The sequence below is a fragment of the Mangrovimonas sp. TPBH4 genome, assembly GCF_001280505.1.
Taxonomy (GTDB): Bacteria; Bacteroidota; Bacteroidia; order Flavobacteriales; family Flavobacteriaceae; genus Mangrovimonas_A.
Genome location: NZ_LBIO01000050.1, coordinates 58,819 through 83,331, shown reverse-complemented (window position 1 = coordinate 83,331; position 24,513 = coordinate 58,819). Strand labels below are relative to the sequence as shown.

24 protein-coding genes are annotated in these 24,513 nt (G+C 39.1%); 13 read left to right on the top strand and 11 right to left on the bottom strand.

Annotated elements, in window-relative coordinates; genetic code table 11:
• Nucleotides 1–17 precede the first annotated feature (17 nt).
• Entirely contained in the window at nt 18–1,064 is a 1,047-nt protein-coding gene (locus ZA05_RS10985; RefSeq protein WP_053991739.1) for an RluA family pseudouridine synthase, read from the bottom strand.
• A 6-nt stretch (nt 1,065–1,070) separates the two neighbouring features.
• A complete protein-coding gene (locus ZA05_RS10980; RefSeq protein ID WP_053991738.1) occupies nt 1,071–1,628 on the bottom strand; it encodes a PASTA domain-containing protein in 558 nt (185 codons plus the stop codon).
• Between the two features lie 149 nt (nt 1,629–1,777).
• Here ZA05_RS10980 and ZA05_RS10975 point away from each other — a divergent pair, with 149 nt between their 5' ends.
• From ZA05_RS10975 to ZA05_RS10960, 3 genes are all read left to right on the top strand, one after another.
• On the top strand, nt 1,778–2,764 hold the full coding sequence (locus ZA05_RS10975) for a D-alanine--D-alanine ligase (protein ID WP_053991737.1): 987 nt from the start codon (nt 1,778–1,780) through the stop codon (nt 2,762–2,764).
• A 42-nt stretch (nt 2,765–2,806) separates the two neighbouring features.
• On the top strand, nt 2,807–3,262 hold the full coding sequence (gene coaD / locus ZA05_RS10970; RefSeq protein WP_053991736.1) for a pantetheine-phosphate adenylyltransferase: 456 nt from the start codon (nt 2,807–2,809) through the stop codon (nt 3,260–3,262).
• A gap of 406 nt (nt 3,263–3,668) precedes the next feature.
• Nucleotides 3,669–3,983, top strand: coding sequence for a rhodanese-like domain-containing protein (locus ZA05_RS10960; protein WP_053991874.1), 315 nt, complete (start codon nt 3,669–3,671; stop codon nt 3,981–3,983).
• Between the two features lie 95 nt (nt 3,984–4,078).
• Here ZA05_RS10960 and ZA05_RS10955 read toward each other — a convergent pair whose 3' ends face one another.
• Complete coding sequence (locus tag ZA05_RS10955) at nt 4,079–5,029, bottom strand: GSCFA domain-containing protein (protein WP_053991734.1); 951 nt, start codon at nt 5,027–5,029, stop codon at nt 4,079–4,081.
• 4 nt (nt 5,030–5,033) lie between these two features.
• Nucleotides 5,034–7,646 (bottom strand): alanine--tRNA ligase, encoded by a 2,613-nt coding sequence (alaS, locus tag ZA05_RS10950; RefSeq protein ID WP_053991733.1) that lies wholly within the window; start codon nt 7,644–7,646, stop codon nt 5,034–5,036.
• Between the two features lie 232 nt (nt 7,647–7,878).
• Between alaS and ZA05_RS10945 the strand changes: the two genes are divergently transcribed.
• Genes ZA05_RS10945 through ZA05_RS10925 form a run of 5 tightly spaced genes read left to right on the top strand, consistent with a single transcriptional unit; the run spans nt 7,879 to nt 11,074 of the window.
• Complete coding sequence (locus ZA05_RS10945) at nt 7,879–8,850, top strand: M23 family metallopeptidase (RefSeq protein WP_053991732.1); 972 nt, start codon at nt 7,879–7,881, stop codon at nt 8,848–8,850.
• A 6-nt stretch (nt 8,851–8,856) separates the two neighbouring features.
• Nucleotides 8,857–9,186, top strand: coding sequence for a MerR family transcriptional regulator (locus ZA05_RS10940; RefSeq protein WP_053977374.1), 330 nt, complete (start codon nt 8,857–8,859; stop codon nt 9,184–9,186).
• 11 nt (nt 9,187–9,197) lie between these two features.
• Nucleotides 9,198–9,797, top strand: a complete 600-nt coding sequence (locus ZA05_RS10935; RefSeq protein WP_053991731.1) for a LemA family protein — start codon at nt 9,198–9,200, stop codon at nt 9,795–9,797.
• Between the two features lie 6 nt (nt 9,798–9,803).
• Nucleotides 9,804–10,244: a TPM domain-containing protein gene (locus ZA05_RS10930; RefSeq protein ID WP_053991730.1), complete on the top strand. Its 441-nt coding sequence runs from the start codon at nt 9,804–9,806 to the stop codon at nt 10,242–10,244.
• Nucleotides 10,244–11,074, top strand: a complete 831-nt coding sequence (locus ZA05_RS10925; RefSeq protein WP_369793858.1) for a YgcG family protein — start codon at nt 10,244–10,246, stop codon at nt 11,072–11,074. Before ZA05_RS10930 ends, ZA05_RS10925 begins: the two co-directional genes overlap by 1 nt.
• Before the next feature lie 81 nt (nt 11,075–11,155).
• On the opposite strand, the gene ZA05_RS10920 is transcribed toward ZA05_RS10925, so the two are convergent.
• From ZA05_RS10920 to era, 5 genes are all read right to left on the bottom strand, one after another.
• The gene (locus ZA05_RS10920; RefSeq protein ID WP_053991729.1) at nt 11,156–13,915 is read right to left on the bottom strand and encodes an outer membrane beta-barrel protein; all 2,760 of its coding nucleotides are present in this window, start codon (nt 13,913–13,915) and stop codon (nt 11,156–11,158) included.
• A gap of 97 nt (nt 13,916–14,012) precedes the next feature.
• Nucleotides 14,013–14,213 (bottom strand): helix-turn-helix transcriptional regulator, encoded by a 201-nt coding sequence (locus ZA05_RS10915; protein ID WP_053977371.1) that lies wholly within the window; start codon nt 14,211–14,213, stop codon nt 14,013–14,015.
• Nucleotides 14,203–14,676, bottom strand: a complete 474-nt coding sequence (locus ZA05_RS10910; RefSeq protein WP_053991728.1) for a hypothetical protein — start codon at nt 14,674–14,676, stop codon at nt 14,203–14,205. The genes ZA05_RS10915 and ZA05_RS10910 overlap by 11 nt, the downstream gene beginning before the upstream one ends.
• 130 nt (nt 14,677–14,806) lie before the next feature.
• Nucleotides 14,807–16,114 (bottom strand): ribosome biogenesis GTPase Der, encoded by a 1,308-nt coding sequence (gene der, locus ZA05_RS10905; protein WP_053991727.1) that lies wholly within the window; start codon nt 16,112–16,114, stop codon nt 14,807–14,809.
• A 107-nt stretch (nt 16,115–16,221) separates the two neighbouring features.
• The gene (gene era / locus ZA05_RS10900; RefSeq protein ID WP_053991726.1) at nt 16,222–17,103 is read right to left on the bottom strand and encodes a GTPase Era; all 882 of its coding nucleotides are present in this window, start codon (nt 17,101–17,103) and stop codon (nt 16,222–16,224) included.
• On the opposite strand from era, the gene ZA05_RS10895 reads away from it, so the two are divergent.
• Both ZA05_RS10895 and hutF read left to right on the top strand, forming a co-directional pair.
• The gene (locus ZA05_RS10895) at nt 17,098–18,006 is read left to right on the top strand and encodes an N-formylglutamate amidohydrolase (protein ID WP_231632482.1); all 909 of its coding nucleotides are present in this window, start codon (nt 17,098–17,100) and stop codon (nt 18,004–18,006) included. The genes era and ZA05_RS10895 overlap by 6 nt on opposite strands.
• Nucleotides 18,006–19,382: a formimidoylglutamate deiminase gene (gene hutF / locus ZA05_RS10890; protein ID WP_053991725.1), complete on the top strand. Its 1,377-nt coding sequence runs from the start codon at nt 18,006–18,008 to the stop codon at nt 19,380–19,382. The genes ZA05_RS10895 and hutF overlap by 1 nt, the downstream gene beginning before the upstream one ends.
• Nucleotides 19,383–19,386: 4 nt before the next feature.
• On the opposite strand, the gene ZA05_RS10885 is transcribed toward hutF, so the two are convergent.
• A complete protein-coding gene (locus ZA05_RS10885; RefSeq protein WP_157514691.1) occupies nt 19,387–20,598 on the bottom strand; it encodes a T9SS type A sorting domain-containing protein in 1,212 nt (403 codons plus the stop codon).
• Nucleotides 20,599–20,762: 164 nt separating this feature from the next.
• On the opposite strand from ZA05_RS10885, the gene ZA05_RS10880 reads away from it, so the two are divergent.
• Together ZA05_RS10880 and ZA05_RS10875 are read left to right on the top strand one after the other, a co-directional pair.
• Entirely contained in the window at nt 20,763–21,308 is a 546-nt protein-coding gene (locus ZA05_RS10880; RefSeq protein ID WP_053991871.1) for a dihydrofolate reductase family protein, read from the top strand.
• Nucleotides 21,309–21,393: 85 nt separating this feature from the next.
• A complete protein-coding gene (locus tag ZA05_RS10875) occupies nt 21,394–21,837 on the top strand; it encodes a hypothetical protein (protein ID WP_053991724.1) in 444 nt (147 codons plus the stop codon).
• 15 nt (nt 21,838–21,852) lie between these two features.
• Here the strand turns inward: ZA05_RS10875 and ZA05_RS10870 are convergent, their stop codons facing one another.
• A complete protein-coding gene (locus tag ZA05_RS10870) occupies nt 21,853–22,740 on the bottom strand; it encodes a MerR family transcriptional regulator (RefSeq protein ID WP_053991723.1) in 888 nt (295 codons plus the stop codon).
• A gap of 162 nt (nt 22,741–22,902) precedes the next feature.
• Here ZA05_RS10870 and ZA05_RS10865 point away from each other — a divergent pair, with 162 nt between their 5' ends.
• Nucleotides 22,903–24,399 carry a fasciclin domain-containing protein gene (locus tag ZA05_RS10865; protein WP_082333759.1) on the top strand — a complete coding sequence of 499 codons (1,497 nt, stop codon included), beginning with the start codon at nt 22,903–22,905 and terminating at the stop codon, nt 24,397–24,399.
• Nucleotides 24,400–24,513 lie beyond the last annotated feature (114 nt).

Below are 24,513 nucleotides of genomic sequence, written 5' to 3'. Positions count from 1 at the left end.
TAATTTACCGAAGAAGCTTATTCAATATCCAAATTTTGGTGTTTGGCGTAAACCCGCCATTTTTCTATACATTGCAGCATATCTTCCGGAATATCAGCATTGAAATCCATGAATTCCCCAGTCGTTGGATGACTAAAACCCAACGTTTTAGCATGCAAAGCCTGCCTAGGAAGCACCTTAAAACAATTTTCTACAAACTGTTTGTATTTGGTGAATGTAGTGCCTTTTAAAATGCGTTCACCTCCATAGCGTTCGTCATTGAACAAAGTGTGTCCAATATGCTTCATATGTACACGAATTTGGTGTGTACGGCCTGTTTCCAACTTACAAGAAATTAAGGTAACATATCCAAAACGCTCCAATACTTTATAATGTGTTACCGCTGGTTTTCCCTTGTCTTCATCGTCACCTTCAAACACGGTATTCTGTAAACGGTTTTTAGGATGTCTACCAATATTGCCCTCTACGGTACCTTCATCCTCTTCCACATTTCCCCAAACCAAAGCTACATATTCTCGCTCACTGGTTTTGTCAAAAAACTGTTTGGTTAAATGCGCCATAGCCTCTTCTGTCTTGGCCACGACCAACAAGCCACTAGTGTCCTTATCGATGCGGTGAACCAATCCAGGACGGTTACTGGAATTGTTAGGCAAATTTTCAAAATGATAAATAAGGGCATTGATCAAGGTCCCTGAATAATTCCCATGTCCAGGATGCACTACCAAACCAGCAGGTTTATTGACAACCAACAGCTGATCGTCTTCATAAACAATATCCAAAGGAATGTTCTCAGGTGTTAAAAGTTCCTCATAGGGAGGATACTCAAACAACACACGAATCCTATCCAAAGGTTTTACCTTATAATTAGCTTTTACAGGAACGTCATTCACATAAATATTCCCGTTTTTGGCGGCAGATTGAATTTTATTACGAGTGGCATTCTCGATAAAATTCATCAAGTATTTATCGATTCGAAGGGGTTGCTGACCAGTTTTTACAGTAAACGCATGGTGCTCATACAACTCATCATCATTCCCGTCTATTGGCGTGTGTTGGTCTATCATAGTCTATTATTCTGCCCTGTTTCCGTTACCCAATACTAAATCAATTTTTGAGGTCAACGGCAACATATCTCCAGCCTTTATAACTTGGCCCTCAAATTCTACATCAATTACCTCATCTTTACCCAAATCGTCTACGTATCTAATTTTTCCTACTTCAAATCCTAAAGCTTCCAAAGTAGGCTTGGCCTGACGGAACGTACGTCTTACAATATCCGGCACCGCAACCTTACGGTAACCAGACGGGTTTAATATTACATAAATCTTGCGGTTTTCCTTTACCTGTGTACCTGCCAGTGGATATTGCTCAATAACCGAATACTTGGGATAATCAGGATTGTAATTGGCTGAATCCTGAATTTCCATACGCAAAGTGCGATCGCTTAATTGAATTTCCACAGTCTCCAAGGTTTTTCCTTTTAGTTCTGGTACTTCCACAAATTCACCGTGATTCGTGGTACTTTTCAACCATTGCAGCATCAAAAAACACAACACAAAAATTACGGCTAAGGCTAGGGCTAATTGTTTTAAAAAAACTTTACTGGTAAGAAACTTTACAAGACTCATGTAATGATTTTAAGTTAGGGCAAATATATAAAACTCAAAGGTTTTTTCTTTTCCTTTAATATGCTAATTTAGCTTTCCTAATATTACATACGTTCTGTGAGCGTTTAAAGACTATTTATAAAGAATTTCCTTCCCTTCGGGGTACTGTCATGAAGAAACATATTGCCATTATAATGGGCGGATATTCCAGCGAATATGAAATATCCCTGAAGAGCGGTCAGGTAGTTTACGAAACCCTGAACCCCGAACTTTACATTGCTTACCGCATCCATATTTTTAAGGATAAATGGGTGTATGTAGATGCCAAAAACGAGGAGACCCCTGTAGATAAAAATGACTTTAGCGTGATGGTGGAAGGGAATAAAATCCAGTTTGATTGTGTGTTCAATGCCATTCATGGCACGCCTGGTGAAGACGGTTATATGCAAGGGTATTTGGAATTGTTGAAAATTCCGCACACCAGTTGTGGCATGTACCAAGCTGCCCTTACCTTTAACAAGCGTGACTGCCTTAGTACACTAAAACCTTATGACATAAAAACTGCCAACTCCTATTATCTTAATCAAGGAGACCCAATACATGAAGAGGAGATTATAGCCAAAGTAGGGTTGCCTTGCTTTGTAAAGGCCAATAAGGCCGGAAGTAGTTTTGGTATCACCAAGGTATACAAAAAAGAAGAATTCCAAAACGCCCTTGACGTTGCTTTTAAGGAAGATGATGAAGTCATCATTGAATCATTTTTGGATGGCACAGAAGTCTCTGTAGGCGTGATTACCTATAAAGGTGAAATTACTGTGCTCCCTATCACAGAAATTGTGAGCAACAATGACTTTTTTGACTATAAAGCCAAGTACCTTGGCCAATCGCAGGAAATTACCCCTGCCCGCTTATCGGAAGTACAAGCTGAAAAAGTACGAACCCTAGCGAAAAAGGTCTACGAAGTTTTAAAGATGAAAGGCTTCAGCCGAAGTGAGTACATTTTTAAAGACGGTGAACCTCACCTATTGGAAGTCAATACGGTTCCTGGACTTACCAAGGCCAGCATTCTTCCACAACAAGCGGCCGCGGCAGGCATAAGTTTAGGCGAACTGTTTGAAAACGCCATAGAAGAAAGCCTTAAAACAAAACACTCTTAAATTATTAAGTATCTTTGGAGCTTGTAACCCTTAACAACTATAATGAGACGCGCAATTTTCCCGGGTTCCTTTGACCCAATTACCCTTGGACATTACGACATCATCCTTCGAGGCGTAAAACTTTTTGATGAAGTGGTCGTGGCCATTGGCATCAATTCCGATAAGGCCTATATGTTTTCACTAGAAGAACGCAAGCAGTTTATTGAGGAAGCTTTTAAAGACGAACCAAAAGTTAAAGTTGTTACTTACGAAGGATTGACCATTGATTTTTCAAAAGAGATAGATGCGCAGTTTATTTTGAGAGGTTTACGTAACCCAGCCGATTTTGAGTTTGAAAAGGCCATTGCCCATACCAATAGAAAACTTTCGAGAATAGAAACGGTATTTTTACTTACATCGGCGAGAACCTCCTTTATCTCTTCATCAATTGTAAGAGATGTGATAAGAAACCACGGAGACTACACGGTTTTGGTCCCAGACAGCGTTAAGCTGAAATAACCAATTATAACTCAAAAAAATTTAGCTGGTTGGTTTTGGATTTGGAACAAAAAAAAGCATCAGATCATTCTTGCCACGCAAAAAGTATAACTGACGCCTTTTTAAAAAATTGATTAATAGCAAGACTAATATATAACATAATCCTCTCAACCTTAAGTTTTTTCGACGAGAAGCAATTAAAGAAGATTAAGTGTAATCCTACAAAATCAACTGTGTCGTTCACCGATAAAATCAGTCCGTTTCTCATAAAAATTAAAATTGCAACAGGCCTATAAAAGTCTAAACTACAGCTTGTTAAAACTCAATGATTTACTCATAACATTTTCATTGTCAAGACACTAATGTAACCTTAGTCACCTTTTTGATGAAAAACATTGCGTTACTTTGCTCAAAATAAAAAATGATTATGGGAATACTAGATATGCTATTCGGAAATAAATCTGATGAATTAAAATCACTTTACGAAAATGGAGCGGTAATTATAGATGTTAGAAGCGTTGGTGAATACAACGGAGGGGCCATTCCCGGTTCCAAAAACATCCCGCTACCACAAATAGCAAACAAGGTTAAAGATATCAAAAAACTCAACAAACCAGTTATCACTTGTTGTGCCAGCGGTATGCGCTCTGGATCTGCAGCAAGTGTTTTAAAAAGCCATGGCATTGAAGTTGTCAACGGAGGTGGCTGGTTGAACTTGAGCAGAAAACTTGACCTTGTATAAATAGAAAGCTTGATTGATTACATGTTTGATAAATGATTTTGATTGATGGAAAAGCCCGAGGTGTGATTGACTCGGGCTTTTTTTATTTAATATCCTTAAAATTTCATAAAAGGGAATTGCCTTAAAAGCACTTCCTTTTTTTCTTCAAGTAATTTTAAAAACTCTTGATGCGCTTCTGAATTTGGATTGAAAGGCCTGTGCATCATTCCTTTTTGAACCGTATCCACCATCTTCATCATAGGTTCTGTACTATCATGGAGCCATACCTTTTTAAACCGCTCCCAAACATAGTTAATAGCTGTTGGATTGGGATGTACCATATCTTCAGCATAAAATCGGTAATCACGCAACTCGTCCATGACAATTTCATAGGAAGGAAAATAGTAGGTTTGACTTCTTGGCTCTACGACTTGGTGTACCGCAGAAATCAAATGGGCCTTACTTTGGGCGTTTTCTACAAAACCATCCTTTAAATGTCTTACCGGAGACACCGTAAATATAACAGACACTTTTGGATTCACACTTTTAGTCAAGGCCACCATTGCTTGCAACGATTCAGCAATAGTATCAACAGATAATAATTCTTTTTTAAACTTTTTTTGTGGCACTTTATGGCAATTAACCACCACTTCATCATTTTCTACCAAGCGGTATACCCAAGCGGTTCCAAGTGTAATGACAATATGAGAGGATGCTTCAAGAGCTTGTTTTGTTTGTTGAATAGCTAGGTTTAAATTTTGTAACAAATCGTCCTTTGAAGAGGCACTCAATTTAGAATGGGCTGCATAACAATGCCATTGTTCATTATGAAAAAACACATCTTCTTCAGAGTATGCTTTGTCGTTAAGGGTATTGAGCAGTAAACTTTCTATGGCCAATGGGTGGAACAGAATTCCAAAAGGATTTAAGGTATTCTGAAATTTGAAATAAGCTAACTTCTCCCCTATATTTTCAACAAAACAAGACCCCAACAGGATCAATCTAGAATTGTAATCTATCAGATTGTGCTGCTGGGGGTTTAAAGGTATTTCTGTTTGTAGTTTCATATATCTAGTTCAGGTACTCCGCGGCAGCTTCCAGTGCTGCTGCAATACCTTCAGGATTCTTACCTCCTGCTGTGGCAAAAAACGGCTGTCCACCACCGCCTCCTTGAATATGCTTCCCAAGTTCTCTAACAATTTGGCCCGCATTTAAACCTCTGTCCGCCACAATTTCCTTGGAAATATAGCAAGACAACAATGCTTTACCATTTTGTTTTGTTGCAAACAACAGGAACAAATTATCAAACTGGCCACCTAATTCAAAAGACACATCCTTAATTCCGGCTGCATCCAAATCTACTTCCTTAGCTAGGAACTGAATACCATTCACCTCTTTAAGCTCATTAATCAAATCGCCTTTTAGGTTCTTGGCCTTATCTTTAAGTAATTGTTCTATCTGTTTTTTAAGGGCTGTATTTTCTTCCAGCAAACCTTCCACAGCTTTCACAGTTGATTTCGGATTTTTAAGGGTTTGCTTTAAGGCATCAAAGTCCTTATCCACATCCACAAAATAATTTTTCACCGCTACATTGGTAATGGCCTCAATACGACGTACACCAGCTGCCACAGCACTTTCCGAATTAATCTTGAAATACCAAATATCGCCTGTTTGTGCTACGTGAGTCCCCCCACAAAGCTCCATGGATTTTCCAAAACGAATGGCACGCACAGCATCACCATACTTTTCTCCAAACAACGCAATGGCACCTTCATCGATAGCTTGCTGCATTGGAATGTTGCGTTTTTCTTCCAATTGAAGATTTTCCAGAATACGAGCGTTTACAAATTCTTCAATGGCATCCAACTGCTCTCTATCTACCTTTGCAAAATGCGAAAAGTCAAATCGTAAGTATTTTGGACTTACCAAAGATCCTTTTTGTTCAACGTGGGTTCCCAAAACCGTGCGCAACGCTTGGTGCAACAAGTGAGTTGCAGTGTGATTGGAAGCCGTTAGTCCTCTCAATTCAGCATCAACAACTGCTTTAAAAGTATCCTCCAAATGTTTTGGAAACGTCTTTGCGTAATGAATAATCAAGTTATTTTCCTTTTTGGTATCTGTTACATAAATAACATCCCCGTTAGGAGTTTCAATATATCCTTGATCACCAACTTGCCCTCCTCCTTCTGGATAAAAAGGCGTCATGTTGAACACCAATTGGTATTGCTCACCATCTTTTTTGGTGGTAACTTTTCTATAACGTGTCAATCTTACATCAGCGCTTAGAGTATCATATCCTATAAACTCTTCAGCTTCATCTTCCAACAAAATCACCCAATCTGAAGCCTCTACTGTAGAAGCGGCTCTGGAACGACTTTTCTGTTTCTCCATTTCGGTTGCAAAACCAGCCTCATCAATGCTATACCCCTTTTCACGGGCAATCAATTGGGTTAAATCCAATGGAAATCCAAAGGTATCGTATAGTTCAAAAGCTTTGGCACCTGACACCACATCTCCTTTTGTTTCTTCTACAACCTTATCCAACAGCAATAATCCTTGCTCCAAAGTTCTTAAGAAAGATTGTTCTTCCTCCCGAATCACGTTGTAAACCAGCTGTTTTTGAGCCTTAATTTCTGGGAAAGCCTCTCCCATTTGATGACTCAAGGTTTCGGCCAATTTATATATAAATGGTTCTTTCTGCTCCAAAAAGGTGAATCCGTAACGAATAGCACGACGTAAAATTCTTCTAATTACATACCCTGCTCCTGTATTGCTTGGCAACTGTCCGTCTGCAATGGAAAAGGCCACAGCTCTTACGTGATCGGCAATCACACGAATAGCGACATCAATCTTTTCATCTTTACCATAAGCTTTATCCGTAACCGTTTCAATCTCTCTAATTAATGGAGTGAATACGTCCGTATCGTAATTGGACTGTACGTTTTGCAGGACCATACACAAGCGCTCAAAGCCCATTCCGGTATCGATGTGTTTGTTCGGTAAGTTTTCCAAGCTTCCGTTAGCCTTGCGGTTGTATTGCATAAATACAAGGTTCCATATTTCCACTACTTGTGGGTGGTCCATATTCACCAAATCTTTCCCGGAAACTTTTGCTTTTTCTTCTGCAGAACGAATATCCACATGGATTTCGCTACAAGGTCCACAAGGCCCCTGATCTCCCATTTCCCAGAAATTATCCTTCTTGTTCCCCATTAAAATGCGGTCTTCAGGAACAATGGCTTTCCAGAAATCATAGGCTTCCTGATCCATCGGCAAATTGTCGTCCTCGCTTCCTTCAAAAACGGTCACATATAAGATATCCTTATCAATTCCCAACTCTTCCGTAAGCAATTCCCAAGCCCATGCAATGGCTTCCTTTTTGAAATAATTCCCAAAACTCCAGTTTCCCAACATTTCAAACAAGGTGTGGTGGTACGTATCATACCCCACTTCTTCCAAATCGTTGTGCTTACCAGATACACGCAAGCATTTTTGCGAATCGGCAATACGCGATTCCTTCACTTTGGCATTTCCCAGAAAGTATTCCTTGAAAGGCACCATTCCGGCATTGACAAACATCAAGGTAGGGTCATCCTTTAAAACCATAGGAGCCGAGGGCACGATGGCATGCTGTTTATTTTCGAAAAAACTTAAAAACTTCGAACGGATATCTTGAGATTTCATGTATGTAAATTGCTAATCTAAATTCTTAAACTTGTTCAAGACTTCAAAAATAGTCCTGACACTACTTGCAAATATATTGTTAAATTAAGGGCCTGAGGCTCACCGTCTGAAAATATTCGCATTTGTTTTTATAATTTTACAATGGAAATATTTTTGTAGGTTTGTTCGTTCCTTAATAAAAATGCTCCCTCAAAGTGCATTTTTCAACTGCAAAAATACTATAAATTGCGACATGAGTAAGGTAAAATATTATTACGATTCAGAAACCCTTTCGTACCGTAAGATAGAGCGCAAAAAACGTACAACCTTTAAGTATGCCCTTGTGTTTCTTTTGGCTGCGGGGCTATTTGGATTCATCTCAAACTTTATTGCCTCCCAATTTTTTCAATCGCCGAAGGAACGTCAGCTAACACGCGAGCTGCAAAATATGCAGTTACAGTTTCAACTGTTGAACAAAAAAATGAACGAAGCCCAAGAGGTATTGGCCAACGTTGAAGAGCGCGACAATACCATTTACCGTTTGTATTTTGAAGCCAACCCCATCCCAGAAGAACAGCGCAAAGCTGGTTTTGGAGGGGTAAACCGTTATAAAGGCCTTGAAGGTTTTGACAATTCAAAGTTGATTAAGGAAACTAGTCAGCGTATGGACATGCTTCAAAAGCGCATTGTGGTACAGTCCAAATCCTTGGATGAAATTGCCGAATTGGCCGCCGATAAAGAAAAATTGCTGGCTTCTATTCCCGCCATTCAACCAATCAGCAATTCCGATTTAACCCGTATGGCCTCTGGCTATGGATACCGTACTGATCCTTTTACCAAAGTGCGTAAGTTCCATTTTGGAATGGACTTTACCGCTCCAAGGGGAACCCCGGTTTATGCGTCGGGAGATGGTAAGGTGATTCGTGCCGACAACCGTTCCACGGGTTATGGAAACCACATTAGAATAGACCACGGCTATGGCTATGTAAGCCTTTATGCCCACCTGTACAAATACAATGTTCGCAAAAACCAAAAGGTAAAACGTGGCGATTTGATTGGATTTGTAGGAAGTACCGGAAGGTCTGAAGCGCCCCACCTACATTACGAAGTATTTAAGGATGATGACCGTATCAACCCTATCAACTTCTATTATGGTAACTTGTCTGCAGAAGAATACAACAAACTTCTGGAGAAAGCCTCTTTGGAAAACCAATCTTTAGATTAATATATTATGCATATCAATCTTCCTGAAAAGCGCTACTACAGTATAGGTGAAGTCGCCAAAGCTTTCAATGTAAACGCCTCTTTAATTAGATTTTGGGAAAAGGAATTCGATGTTATTAAGCCTAAAAAGAATGCCAAGGGCAACCGAAAATTCACCCCTGAAGACATCAATAACCTCAAGTTTATCTACCATTTGGTGAAAGAACGCGGCTTTACATTGGAAGGCGCCAAAACCCATTTGAAAGAAGAACGCCAAAAATCCCTGAGTACCTTTGAAATAATTAGTAAATTAGAGGGTATCAAAGCCCAACTAATAAAAATCAAAAATCAACTTTAAAACACACTATTATGAAAAAGTGGCTTATTCCGGTAATTATTATAGCCGTAATTGGTTTTGGTCTGTACAATTGGGCAGTTGGATTTAACAATACTGCCGTACGACTTAACGAAGAGGTGAGTGAAGCCTGGGGAAATGTACAAACTTCTTATCAGAGAAGAAACGACCTTATTGGCAATTTGGTAAAAACAGTTCAGGGGGCTGCCGATTTTGAGCGAGGAACCCTTACAGATGTTATTGAGGCTCGTGCCAAGGCCACCTCAACAACCATTGACCCCACCAACATTACACCAGAGCAACTGGAGCAGTTCAATGCGGCACAAGGCGGCTTGAGCAGTGCACTTTCGCGCTTATTGGTAGCGGTTGAACGCTATCCAGAATTGAAAGCCAACCAAAATTTCCTAAAGCTACAGGACGAATTGGCCAGTACTGAAAACACCATTCAAACAGCAAGGACACGTTATAATGAGAAGATTCGACCTTATAACAATCATGTCAAAACATTCCCAAATTCCATCTTGGCAGGTTGGTTTAACTTTGAAGACAAGCCATACTTTGATTCCGAACCTGGTGCAGAAAAGCCAGTGGATGTAGAATTCGACTTTAAATAAATCGCCATGTCCAATATTGAAGATTTCCTTAGTGCTGAAGAGGAACAGGAAATAATTGAGGCCATTAGAACTGCCGAAGACCATACCTCTGGCGAAATCCGTGTGCATATAGAACGCAGCTCAAAGGACGAAACACCCTTTGAACGCGCCAAGGAAGTCTTCCACCTTCTTAAAATGGACAATACTAAACTAAGCAATGGAGTACTTTTGTATGTTGCCGTAGACGACCACAACTTCGTTATTTGCGGTGATAAAGGCATTGATGCCGTAGTGCCCGAAAACTTTTGGGACACTACTAGAGACGCCATACAATCGAGATTTAAAGAAGGAAATTTTAAGCAAGGAATTATAGATGGCATCCTAAAAGCCGGCCACGAACTGAAAGTACACTTTCCGGTTGAAGACGGAGATATAGATGAATTACCTAACGAAATATCCAGAGGATAGTGCAGCTTATCAAAATCAAACATATCAGCCTTAGCCTATTATTGAGTGTGTTTTGTGCTTTAACCACGTTTGCTCAATTCGATATTCCCCCTACACCCGATTTCCAAACCAGCGTGTATGATTATGTCGACCTTTTAACTCCCAATCAAAAAAGCAATCTGGAACGTAAGCTCGTTAAATATTCCGACACCACATCTACCCAAATAGTCGTCGCTATCATTGCAACCACCAAAGGTGAAAACATTGGTTTGCTTGCTCCTAGATGGGGACATGAATGGGGTATTGGACAGGCCAAAGAAGACAATGGCGTATTCATTCTTTTGGCCCGCGATGATCGTAGGATACACATATCTCCGGGTTATGGTGTGGAGCCTATGCTAACGGCAGGGGTCGTTGGAGAAATCACGAGAAACATCATTATCCCTGAATTCAAAAAAGGAGATTACTACGGTGGACTTGACAAAGGTAGCGACGCCATTTTCATGGCCTTGAATGGAGAATTTAAAGGCACCCGACAGCAGGATACAGGCGAAGAAATTCCGTTCGGTTTTATCCTTTTTATGCTTCTCATTTTTATCATTTTCTTGATTGCTATCTCAAAAAACAGACGCGGAGGCGGAGGCTCTGGACGTGGTCCAGGCAACCGTGGCGGCTTTGATATTTGGGATGCCATTATCTTGAGCCAAATGGGCCGTGGCAATTACCGTGGCGGTGGCGGCTTTGGATCCGGAGGTGGTTTTGGCGGTGGCGGCTTCGGAGGAGGCGGTGGCTTTGGCGGCGGCTTTGGAGGAGGAGGCTTCTCTGGAGGTGGTGCTGGAGGTAGCTGGTAGTTTTCCAATTATAAAAACATTTTTACTATAAATTAAATAAGCAGCCAAAAGGCTGCTTATTTGTTATAAAAGTTGTTTCTCTTAAAACCCTCCAAAATCATCTATCTCCCCTTTTTTTCCTAGACTATTAAACTTCCAACTAAAACTCAACATAAAGTATTGCTGTAGCACACTACTCTGCTTGTCCTGAATATAGTTCTCAGTTGCCGTACGTTGGGCATTGGTATTCTGATTGAGTAAATCATAGGCTTTTAAAGTAATTGTTCCTTGATCCTTTAATACAGAATAGGCCAACGTTGAATTCCAAAACCAAGCACTTTTTTGAAATCCGCTAGACACATTGGGATTATAACTGTATTTTATATCATTACGCCATTCAAATTTTTTCGGCAAAAAGGTCGCGGTTCTAATTCCCAAATCATGCCTGATAAACTCTTGATCATCGAAAACCTCAAGATTGTAAGTGCTCTTGTTAAAAGACACCCTATAATTGGGCTCTAGTTCCATAATGTCAGTCCATGTAAATGCAATTCCTCCATAAGGACCAATTGCTCTATTTTTTGAAGCGTATTGCTGATCATTATTAAAGTTAACCGCTCTTGAAATACTCGTATGTGTACCTACTCTAAGTCTCAATGTTTTTAAACTATCCATTTTAATAGTTTTAGTATAACTAGCGTTTACATAAATACTATGATTACCATTTACATTTTCATAGGTAGTATACCGCACCAAATCTTCATCGATTACAGACCTTGAAACCACTTGATTTTCGGTAATATTCACACTTGCATATCCCCAAAAACCTGTTTTCTTTTGAAAGTCAAAACTGTTGAAACCTCCGTAAAAAGAATGCCTGTTAGCAGGCTCCAAATTTGGATTTCCCGTCACGATATTCAGGGGGTCTGACACATCTTGAAATGGAGACATCTGACTGATTTGTGGCGGTTGATTACTTAAATTATACCCTGAATACATTGAAGTTTTAGGACTGAACCTATGACTAATATGGCTATTCAATTCTAAGGCCTCAAAGTTTTGCTTTAAGCTCATTTCAGGTCTCAATTCATCACGGTTTTCCAAAGTCCTGAACACATATCCTACTTCCATACCCAAAGACAACTTTTCCTTTTTGTACGATAGTCCCAATGACGGTGTATTTCGTTTATTGGTATAATTAAAATTGGTACTTAGGTCCTCATTAAAACTTGTGTAATCTTGAGCGGCATCGTCGAAATCAAAGGTACTTCTTATGCTCTCTCTTGTTTCGGTTCTGGTGCCATATTCAAAATCCAAAAACAATGTTTTGGCAATAAGCGGTAATCTATAAGTGATTCTAGCAAAAAGGCTTTCCAAATTTTGTTTCCCGTCAGAATACTGATCCCTATCAATGTTTTGAGTATCATCCTCAAACATAGTTTGCGAATTGGCGAAATCATCTGTTTCGGTACTATTAAATTCTGTATTCAAATCAAATTTCAAAAACGCCCCTTTAGTCCCAAAACGTTTGGTCACATTAAAATCGTTACTGAAATTTCTTCCAAAGGTTTCCACAAAAGAGGACGAATTGGAAGCATTGGTTAAGGCTCCAAACTCATCAAAAGATGATTCTTCTTTGGCATAGGTTGTCTCGGATTTCAACAACTTAAAAGAAGGCCTAATATTGATTAAAAATGTAGAATCAACCTCAATATCAAACTCTAAATTTGAACTATGGTTATCAATATTGGAATTGGAATTTACATAGGACTCTGTAAAGTACCTTCTATCTGGAAGAATATTTTCCCGCTTGGTAGCAATTTCATTATCTGAATTACTACTCGACAGAAAATAATCGGCAGACACATCGATTCCCTTGGCCAATTCGTCCGCAAAATTAACCCCAACATTATTGGACACCGTAATACCTTCTCCCCCTCCAAAATTTCGGCCATTAAATACAAAAGACCCATTGCCGGTGCCATAAAAGCTACCACCGCCAAACATTTTTTGGATTTCCCCAAAACTAAAACCTGGTGAATTGATATTGTTCCCTCCTGCAAGTACGCTAATGCGTTGGTCATTATCAAAGACATTTACAATGCCGGCAAATTCATAACGTTTATCAGTACCTCCTCCTGCGGCTACTCGACCAAAAACCCCTTTATTATTTTCTTCTTTGATGGTTAAATTAATGGTTTTGTTTTCTGTATCTCCTTCCTCTCCCGCAAAAGCTTCCGATTTGGTTTTAGTATCTACAATTTGGATTTTCTCAATGATTTCTTTCGTTAAGTTCCGGGTGGTAATGGTAGGATCGTCCCCAAAGAAAGGCTTTCCATTTACCAAAATTTTGTTTACTTCTTTTCCATTTACCTTAATCTTTCCATTTTCATCTACTTCTACCCCTGGAAGTTCTTTCAGCAAATCCTCTACGGTAGCATCTTTTTTGGTTTTAAAGGACTTGACATTAAACTCCAATGTATCTTTTTTAATGGTGATTGGCGCCCGAGACGTAATAACCACCTCTTGCAAAGCATTGGCGGATTCCATGGCAATTTCACCTAAATTAATTGGAGATTTGGAAAGGTCAATTTTAGTCTTGTGCTCTTGAAGTCCAACATATGAAATCACCAAATTAAGGTGAGTTTCATATGTTTTTTCCTGAATTTCAAAATGTCCATTTTTATCCGAAATCGTATAGGTTACCAAGGTAGAATCCTGAATACGTTCCAAATACACTGTAGCAGCTTCCAGAGGACTTTTATCATCCTGGGAAACGATTGTTCCAGAGATTTGTAATGAATTTTGGGAATAGCAAATTACAGCACTTAGCAGTGCCATGACACATAGCAATTGTTTCATTGATTGGTTTTTGATTGATGATTAGTTGATTTGTTAAAGAAACGAATACCCGCTTAATTTCGTATGTATTTTCTTATTTTTTTAACAAATCAAAATACTATTCACCTTCTTCCAAAAAGAACAATTCCTCAAAAGGTACTTTAAACAGTTTTGCAATTTTAAGGGCCAATACCGCAGAAGGCACATATTTACTTTGCTCTATGGCATTAATAGACTGCCTGCTCACACCTATGGCTCTAGCCAAATCGGATTGGGTCATGTTATGTCTTGCTCGTTCTACTTTGATGTTATTCTTCATAATCCACCGATTTATGCTTTAGGAAATTAAAGCGAACAATAAAAAAGATTAGCGGTGTAAACATATTGAACACCAGCACGTGAAAGAATGTAAAATTGTAGACAAACAATATGGCAAAAATCAAGATGACGAAATTAAAAACAACAGCCCATACCAAAGATTCACTTCGCAATTTATAGATGAATTCATCCTCAATCGTTTCTCTTGAAAAGCCCACAAACAAGCCTCCGACAATAATCATTAATGCCGCCAATTCATCGACAATACTATTATCAACCAATTTAAAAAAGCCTTTAGTCTCATTAAGAATAGAATCCTCGTTGTAGATAGAAAGTACTTTGACCGTCAATAGATTTGATTCATATCCAAACCACAATAACACACCCCCGATAATAAGGCCGACAATTAACAGGATCCAGCCTATGGTTTTAAACCGATGAGGCAATAAATAATTTGCTTCCATGACTTAATTATTTAAAATTACATCATAAATGTAAATTATTTTTATCAAAAAGTAAAATATAATTGACATTAAGTCCAAAATAATTTACACCTTAATTCGGTGTAAATTAATCTATAACGCTAAAAACTTGTTATTTTTTACGCATGTAAACCGTTACCGGCACCCCATGAAAATCGAAATGCTCACGCAGCTGATTTTCCAAAAAGCGTTTGTAAGGAGGCTTTACATATTGCGGTAAGTTACAGAAAAATGCAAATTGCGGTTGCGGCGTTGGCAACTGCATGATGTATTTAATCTTAACATATTTTCCTTTGTAAGCAGGAGGTGGTGTGTGCTCTATAATTGGCAACAACACTTCATTCAGCTTACTTGTTTTAATTTTTTTGGAACGGTTGTTATAAACCTCAACCGCCGTTTCAATGGCTTTAAAAATACGTTGTTTGTTCAAAACAGAAATGAACACAATTGGCACATCTGTAAAAGGTTCTATTTCCTTTCTGATAACACGCTCAAATTCTTTGACTGTTTTAGTGTCCTTTTCAACCAAATCCCACTTGTTAACCAAGATCACGATTCCTTTACGGTTGCGTTCTGCCAACCAAAAGATATTTTGCACCTGACCGTCAAATCCTCTGGTAGCATCCAATACCAACAAACACACATCGCAATGCTCAATAGCACGAATACTTCGCATCACTGAATAAAACTCCAAATCTTCCTTAACCTTGGATTTTCTTCTAATACCAGCGGTATCCACCAAGTTAAATTCAAAACCAAAACGGTTGTATTTGGTATCAATGGCATCCCTAGTAGTTCCTGCAATATCGGTTACGATGTAACGATCCTCGCCTATCAAAGCATTGATAAACGACGACTTTCCCGCATTTGGTCTTCCAACCACAGCAAAACGCGGCAACTCATCTTCCTCTAACACTTCTTCTTTTTCAGGAAGTGCTGCTACAACAGCATCCAACAAATCACCAGTTCCGCTACCGTTGATACTGGCAATAGTATAATAGTCACCTAAACCTAGAGCATAAAACTCAACAGCATCTTCGGCGCGCTTGTTATTATCAACTTTATTTACGGCTAAAAACACAGGCTTGTCCACACGACGCAACAAATTGGCCACGTCTTCATCCATCCCCGTAATTCCAGATTCTACATCAACCATGAAAATGATGGCATCAGCCTCATCAATGGCCAATTCTACCTGTCTGTCAATTTCAGCCTCAAAAATATCATCACTCCCTACAACGTAACCACCAGTGTCGATTAGCGAAAACTCTCTACCGTTCCAATCCGTTTTTCCATAATGCCTATCTCTTGTCACACCACTTACGGCATCAACAATAGCTTCTCTACGCTGAATCAGACGATTAAAAAACGTTGATTTTCCAACATTTGGACGTCCTACTATGGCTACTATATTACTCATTTGTAAAAATTTAAGTTTGCAAAGATACTATTAAATTAACAGTTTTTGCTATGATATTTTGTAGGTTTTTAAAACTATAAAAAAAAGCACCCTAAAGTGCTGTTTATTTATTTCTGATTATATCCAAAACGCTTGAGCTGCTTTTGGTTAGTCCTCCAGTTTTTATTCACTTTCACATATAGTTCCAGATGTACCTGTTTCCCGAAAAACTTCTCCAAATCCTTTCTAGCCTCTATACCCACTCGCTTAAGTGCCGATCCTTTGTGCCCGATGATAATTCCTTTTTGGGTATCGCGCTCTACCATGATTACAGAACGCATCCTGATGATATCCTCATCTTCGAAGAATTCTTCCGTATCAATTTCAACCGCATAAGGCACTTCTTTTTTATAGTGAAGTAAAATTTTCTCACGAATGGTTTCATTCACAAAGAAACGTTCCGGTTTATCAGTCAACTGATCTTTTGGATAAAACGGTGGTGATTCTGGTAACAATTCAATGATACGATCGAAGACCTCCTTCACCTGAAAACCTTCCAATGCCGAAATAGGATAGATTTCCGCATTTGACACCTTTTCGGCCCACAATTGCACCTGTTCTTCCAATTGCCCTTGATCGGACTTATCAATTTTGTTCAGTAATAACAATACAGGAATGCTTGAGGATTGTATTTTTTTGAAAAAGGCTTCATCTTTCAATTCACGCTCGCCAATTTCCACCATATACAAAAGCACATCGGCATCTTCGAAAGCGGACTTCACAAAATCCATCATGGATTCCTGCAACTCATAGGCAGGTTTAATGATTCCCGGCGTGTCCGACAACACCACCTGAAAATCATCCCCATTTACAATCCCTAAAATACGGTGTCTTGTAGTTTGCGCCTTGGAAGTGATAATTGACAATTTCTCTCCTATAAAGGCATTCATGAGGGTAGACTTCCCCACATTTGGATTTCCTATGATATTTACAAAACCTGCTTTATGCATCTTATCAATGTAATAATTATTTGGCAAAGTTACGACCTTCCACTGTTTATTTCGCCAAATTCCACCATTACTTGTATTTTTGTATCTCCAAATGACAACGATCTCATTTTTATGACACTTTATAATATTATCGAACCTACGGCGGAGCAGGTTCCTATCATCATTAGCTCACCACACTCTGGAACATTTTTCCCAGAAGATATTGCCTCAAAATTATATCCAGAAAAAGCCAATAATCCAGATGACACCGATTGGTTTATTGACAAATTATACGACTTTGCTCCTTCCATGGGTATCACTATGATTACGGCAAACTATAGCCGTTGGGTCATTGACCTTAACAGAACCCCTGAAAGCAAACCGCTTTATAATGATGGTCGTGTAATTACAGGTTTGGTAACCACCACCAATTTCAATGGAGATCCTTTGTATCAAGGTGAATTACCTACTCAGGAAGACATCGCCTATAGAATTGAAAATTACTATCGTCCTTATCATCAAAAAATAGCTAATTTATTAGAAGACACGAAGCAAAAATTCGGTAAAGCCCTGTTTTTTGACGCCCATTCCATAAGGAAAGTAGTTCCAGGCATTAGAAAAGAGGCTTTTCCAGATTTAATTTTAGGAGACAATGATGAAACTTCAGCTTCCAAAACCATCATAGAAACTGCCATGAACGCCTTGAAAACGGCCAATAAAGATTTGGAGCACAACCACCCATTTAAAGGTGGACATATTACCCGCTCCTTTGGAGATCCTGCCAATAACATTCACGCCCTTCAATTGGAAATGGCCAAGACCAACTACATGGACAACAGCGAGACCAAGTATCATGAAGAACGTGCCAATGCCACAAGAGCAACCTTAAAACTATTATTTGAAAATCTTATAAACACACTCTAATGCCCACATATATTTTTAAAGGATTATTGACCAATGATGGTTGGCTTGAAAATGCAGCTGTCACGGTTGATGACCAAGGAATTATTGAATCCATTTCTTCCGAAGCTACTGCAGAAGGAGAAAACGTGAACGGTTATGCCCTACCTGGATTTCAAAACGCCCACTCCCACGCCTTTCAATATGCCATGGCGGGTTTGGCCGAGCTCCATGAAGGCACCGGAGTCCCTGACGATTTTTGGAGTTGGAGAACGGCTATGTATAATTTGGCCCTAAGCATGTCTCCTCAACATTTAGAAGATATTGCTGCGATGTTGTATGCCGAAATGGTTCGTCATGGGTATACCGCCGTTGCAGAATTTCACTATTTACACCACGACATCAATGGTATGCCCTATTCCAATTTGGCAGAACATGGTGAGCGACTTATTGCTGCGGCCGAAAGAGCAGGCATCAACATTACTTTAGTGCCAATGTTTTATCAAAAAGGTGGCTTTGGAACCCCTGCTGAAGACAAACAAAAACGCTTTATTTCTCCAACTATTGAAGACTATTATAAACTTTTGGAAAGCTCCAACCAAGCTACCAAAACATACAAAAACGCGTCCTTAGGAATAGGAATTCACTCCTTAAGAGCTGTAGACCCAAATGATATTATCAGTGTTGGCAAGAATTACAACAACGATTTGCCTTTTCACATCCATGTGTCTGAACAGTTGAAAGAAATTGAGGATTGCATGGCATTTCACGGAAAACGTCCTGTGGAATGGCTTTTAGACAACTGCTCAATGACCGAAAATTTCCATTTGGTACATGCCACACATTTAAACGATCATGAAGTTGCCGGCATTGCCCAAACAAAAGCCAATGTAGTGCTTTGCCCTTCCACAGAAGGTAATTTAGGAGATGGTCTTTTCCGATTCAACGATTTTAAAAATTTGAATGGTCAATGGAGTATTGGTACCGACAGCCACGTAGGATTGAATCCCTTTGAGGAACTTCGTATTTTAGACTATGGACAACGTTTAACCACCCATAAACGCAATACCTATTTCCAACCAAACGCCGGAGACAGCGGATTTAATGCTATTGAAATGGCTTGGAAAGCTGGTAAAAGAGCCATGGGAGAACATCTAGACAACTTTTTTAAAGTAGGACAATCTTTTGATGCGGTAGTTATGGATGTAAAATCACCATTAGTTGCCACGGCTTCTACAAAACACCTGTGCAATACCTTTGTGTACACGACTGATGCATCGAATATTTTGGGAACGATCATCAATGGAAAATGGGTTGCAAAACAAGGTATTCATAACAATTTAGAAGCCATTTCATCTAGATTTGTCAACACCATGAAGGAACTTGGTTCGAGAATATAATTAACTATTTCTTGACCAAAAGTTGAGACTGCTTATTTGATTTAGGAAACATTAGCACATAGACACCCACACTCAATTCGGAAATATCAATAAAAGGTTGTTGTAATTCCAACTCCCCTTTTTGAAGTACTTGCCCCATCATATCTACAATTTGAAATGTGATGGGGTAATTATTTTCCAACCCCATGACTTCTACTTTAGACGTTCCCGGATTAGGCACAATCTCCAAATTGTTTTTCACATTAGGGCTTTCCAAACCCAAAGTTGAATTTTCTAAGTAAGGAGTAAGATCCAGTGAATGTAACTGTGGATCAATTCCCAAAATGGCCACCTGCTCGTTGGTGATATAATAATTCAAGCCATTTGAAGTTGCGATGCCCTCCACCTGATGTAAAAATAAACTCAATTCCAACTTACGCTTATTCCCTCCAAAAAAGTCATCCTCATCAAAATCATACAACAAAAACAGAAAAGGCATGACCAAATTGGTATAACCTGAAAGCACAATTATGTCCTCATAGATTTCTGCCCCGGTTATCATACCTTCCACATCGTAGCTATCCTCCAACTGGGCCACATAGGTCCCCGGAGTTTTGGGCAATTTATAAAGCTTGGTTCTATTACTCACCCATTCCTTGGTAAACAAAAAAAGATAATCACCATACACAATTAAGGCCTCGCAATCGTAGTCGGTGTTATTAACTTCTTGCGAGGTAAAATCAGTTTGGTCTACATAGGAGAAATTAATAAAATCCAATTGAGGAACCTCTCGTAACATAGTAGCTTTTTCTATCCTAATAATTCTAAGGTCCGTGCGATTTCCATGGAGATTGTTACCAAAATCCCCCAAATACACATAACTTTCATCCTGCGCGATATCTTCCCAATCGACATTCTCAACATAATTTAACGCGACACTTGATAAGAGATGGCCGTTTGCGGGGTTTATTTGATACAAATTGGAATCTGAGCTGTCATTATGGGTCCATAAGGAATTCATCCAATATATCAACCCTGAGGTTTCCCTCATGGACTCATCTAACGAAACACTACTTGCGGGGTTCACAATAGTGGTATCATAGGTACAACTGCCATCATTTTGTGTGGCTTCAGGATTGTAATTATTAGCTAAGGGATCCGTGCAACCTGTTTGCCCAAACACCTCTCCAAACCACAAAAAAACAAATGCTATTTTAATCAACCCCTTTAACCCCATAACGCACGCCATCAAACAAAGAACCCTAAAGTTATTGATTTTAAATGTTTCACAAACTCACAAATCTTTCATTTACAACGGAAATTGTTAACAATTGCCCTTTACATTTGTCTCTATGTTCAAACAAAAACTATATCTTTCAGGAACTGAAAAAATTCAACTTAATGAATACGAATAAAAGGAATCGTGTATATATCGCGACCAGTTTAGATGGCTATATTGCAGATAAGAACGGAGGAATAGAATGGCTGGAAAATGTTCCAAACCCTGAGAATGACGATATGGGCTATGAAGCCTTTATGACCGAGACAGATGCCATAATTATGGGACGCAACACCTTTGAAACCGTTTGCAGTTTTGACATTCCTTGGCCCTATAAAATACCTGTATTTGTATTAAGCAATACCTTAAACTCAATTCCCAATCCTTACCAAGAACACGTTCAATTGCTAAGAGGCAAAGTAAAGGAGGCATTAAAGCAACTTCATGGAAAGGGTATAAACAGTCTTTACATTGATGGGGGCAAACTCATCCAAAGTTTTTTAAAAGAGGATTTAATCGATGAACTTATCATTACCACCATCCCCATTTTATTGGGAGAAGGCATCCCTTTATTTTCGAATCTTGACAAGCCATTACAATTTGAATGCCTAAGCTCTAAAAAATTCACCAATAGCCTCTCTCAGAATCACTATATAAGGCTTAGATAGGAGGTTTCAATAAAATTGATAAAACAGAAATGCCCCATAAATGCGTAACCTTTTTAACCTTTCTACATCTCATTATAAAAGCATCATGAAACACAACATTTCTATAATCCTATTTTCTTTTGTTTTTGTATTTGGAATGATTTCCTGTGACAATAATGATGATGACAATTCTGCAACACCTTCAAATTGCGACCAAGAAGCGGTCATCAGCTCTGAAGAGTATGTAAGTGCACCCGCCGATCCATTGTTCATTCATAGTATGGAAATTGACGATGATTGTCTGCTCATTAGTTTTAGTGCAAGCGGCTGTGATGGCAATACATGGGAACTAAAGCTTGTTGATTCCGGTGCCATCCTAGAATCCAATCCCCCTCAACGAAATCTTAGACTTTCACTACAAAACCTAGAGGTATGCGATGCGGTCATTTCAAAAACACTATCTTTTGACATCTCGGAGCTTCAAGTGCAAGGAGACCAAGTGCGACTTAACATTGTAAATTCTGGAGAAGGGATTCTGTACATGTATTGAGAAATACAAAAAAAGCTACGCCTCAACTTTGAAAGACTCCAAAAAAGGAATTAAATCCTGAGGCCCTTCCATATATTCGATATTTTCATTTAAACCTTTAATCTGCACCTCGGTAATGGCCGGTCCTCCGGAAACCACCAAGGGCAAATCGCTAATATCCAAAATGGTTTTAATGCTATTTTCTGTTCGCTCAAGATCGTTAGACGTATAGATGGTCAACAACAATTCAGGCTCTACAGCCTTAATAACCTTTCTCAGGTTTTCATAGGGTACACTTTGACCCAAATAGCACACATTCCACCCAGAACTCTTGGCAATATAATACGCCAAAAGCAAGGCTATTTCATGAAATTCACCTTCCGACAGGAACAATACGGCCTTTGGGGCATTTTCGGTACTTGGAGCCAACAACTCTATGGAATGGAAGATTTTCCTACGAATTAAATTTGATATGAAATGTTCCTGGGCCGGCATCACTTTATTGCTTCCCCAAAGAACCCCAACCTGTCTCAGAAAAGGATAGATTAATTGGGTTATGGTTGAGAGCAACCCAGATTTGATAATTTCTGATTTGAAAATTTTATCAAATTCCAATTCATCAAAATTGATCATGGCTACAATTAAAGCATTGATCTCATCTTCTTTGGCTCCTGAAGCCATAATTTGAGAGACCGCATCGTAGATGGCTTCCTGAGACATTTTATCTATTTGCGAAATTCTATATCCGTTTCGATTTAAAATTCCAATATTCAAAAGTGCCTTGAGTTGTTCTTCGGTATAATAGCGAATATTTGTCTCGGTACGCAAGGGAGTCAAAAAATTATATCTGCTCTCCCATTTTCGTAAAGTATGCGATTTAATCCCTGTAATTGACACAACTTGTGCCATAGTATAACTCCCCATTTCAAGTAATTTATGTAACAAACTTAATCAAAAATTACGGAAAAATAGCGAAACATCCTAAAAATCACATTTATAAATTGTCAAACTTATGAATATTTAAAGTTGGACAATTAAAATATTTTTTTATATATTTGTATAAGTTAATTCAATTTAATGTTAGACATGAAAAAGTTATTTCAATTTGCAACACTTATTTTCTTAGTGGTCTTCAATACCTCCTGTAGCGATGATGATGACTCCAACGACATCCCCATGGGACCCACACTAAATATAGTTCAAACCGCAGCTGCCAATGATGATTTGAGCAGTTTGGTTTCAGCACTTACAGTGGCCGACCAAAATGCTGACTCTGATTTAATTGGAGCCTTGAGTGGCGATGGCCCTTTTACGGTTTTCGCTCCTACCAATGCTGCCTTCTCAAATCTATTAACAGAGTTGGACAATTTTAATTCCTTGTCTGATTTTGACACTGAAGAAGAACGAGCACTACTAGGAACAATCCTACAATATCATGTGATTGCTGGTACAGCCGCCATGTCTTCCGATTTATCGGATGGACAAACAATTACTACACTTCAAGGGGAAAATATCACTGTGAATATTGATGGAGGCGTCTCTATTAGTGATGCCACTTCCTTAGACGCAAACGTTACCTTAGCGAATGTGGAAGCTACCAATGGTGTGATCCATATCGTTGATAAAGTTTTACTTCCTCAGGAAATAATCGATGCTATTAATGAAGAAACTTTGGTGGACATCGTAGTAGGCACCGAAAGCCTATCCATCTTGGAGGATGTAGTCGTCAAAGTAGATTTGGTTGAAACCCTAAATGGTGATGGTCCTTTTACCGTTTTCGCTCCTACCAATGATGCTTTCGTGGCCCTTTTGGAGGCGCTTGGAGACGATTATAATAGCCTGGACGATTTTGACACCGATGAAGAAATTGATCTTTTAAGAAACATTGTACTATACCATGTTTTAGCAGCCAATGTGCTTTCCACAGATTTATCTGAAACCACGGTTGAAACCGCATTTGCAGGCAACTCACTAGATATTATTCCTTCAGGGGGCACCTATGTTATAGGGGACGCTTCTGATGTTAATGCCAACATTACAGCAGTAGACATAACCGCTTCCAATGGTGTTGCCCATACCATCGATAAAGTTTTGCTTCCTCAAGCTGCTATAGATTTTGTAAATAGTTTGAATACTCCAAATATTGTAGAGATTGCCTCTGGAGAAGAAAATCTAAGCTTGTTGGTAGCGGCCTTAGTTCAAGCGGACGCAGGACTGGTAGACCTCTTACAAACCGATGGACCATTTACGGTCTTCGCTCCTACCAATGATGCCTTTGCTGATTTATTGGATGCATTAGGTCCAGATTACAATAGCCTGGAGGATTTCGATACGGAAGAAGAAAAAGCACTTTTAACCAGTGTCCTCACCTATCATGTGGTTGCTGGTGCAGCAGTCTATTCTACAGATTTGGCAGATGGCCAAATGGTTGAAACTGCCCAAGGCGGTATGTTAACTGTAGATTTGGATGGAGGTGTATTTATTATAGATGAAACCGGAGCTTCGGCCTCCGTAACAACGGCAGATATTACGGCTAGCAATGGTGTGATACACATTGTTGACAAAGTACTATTGCCTAATTAATATTGGGCGTACTCATGATGTACGTTTTTAGGTTGATTGGTTAGTTGGTTGTAAACCGGTAATCCATAAAAGGTTACCGGTTTTCTATGTAACAAAAAAACTGTAACTTTAGTA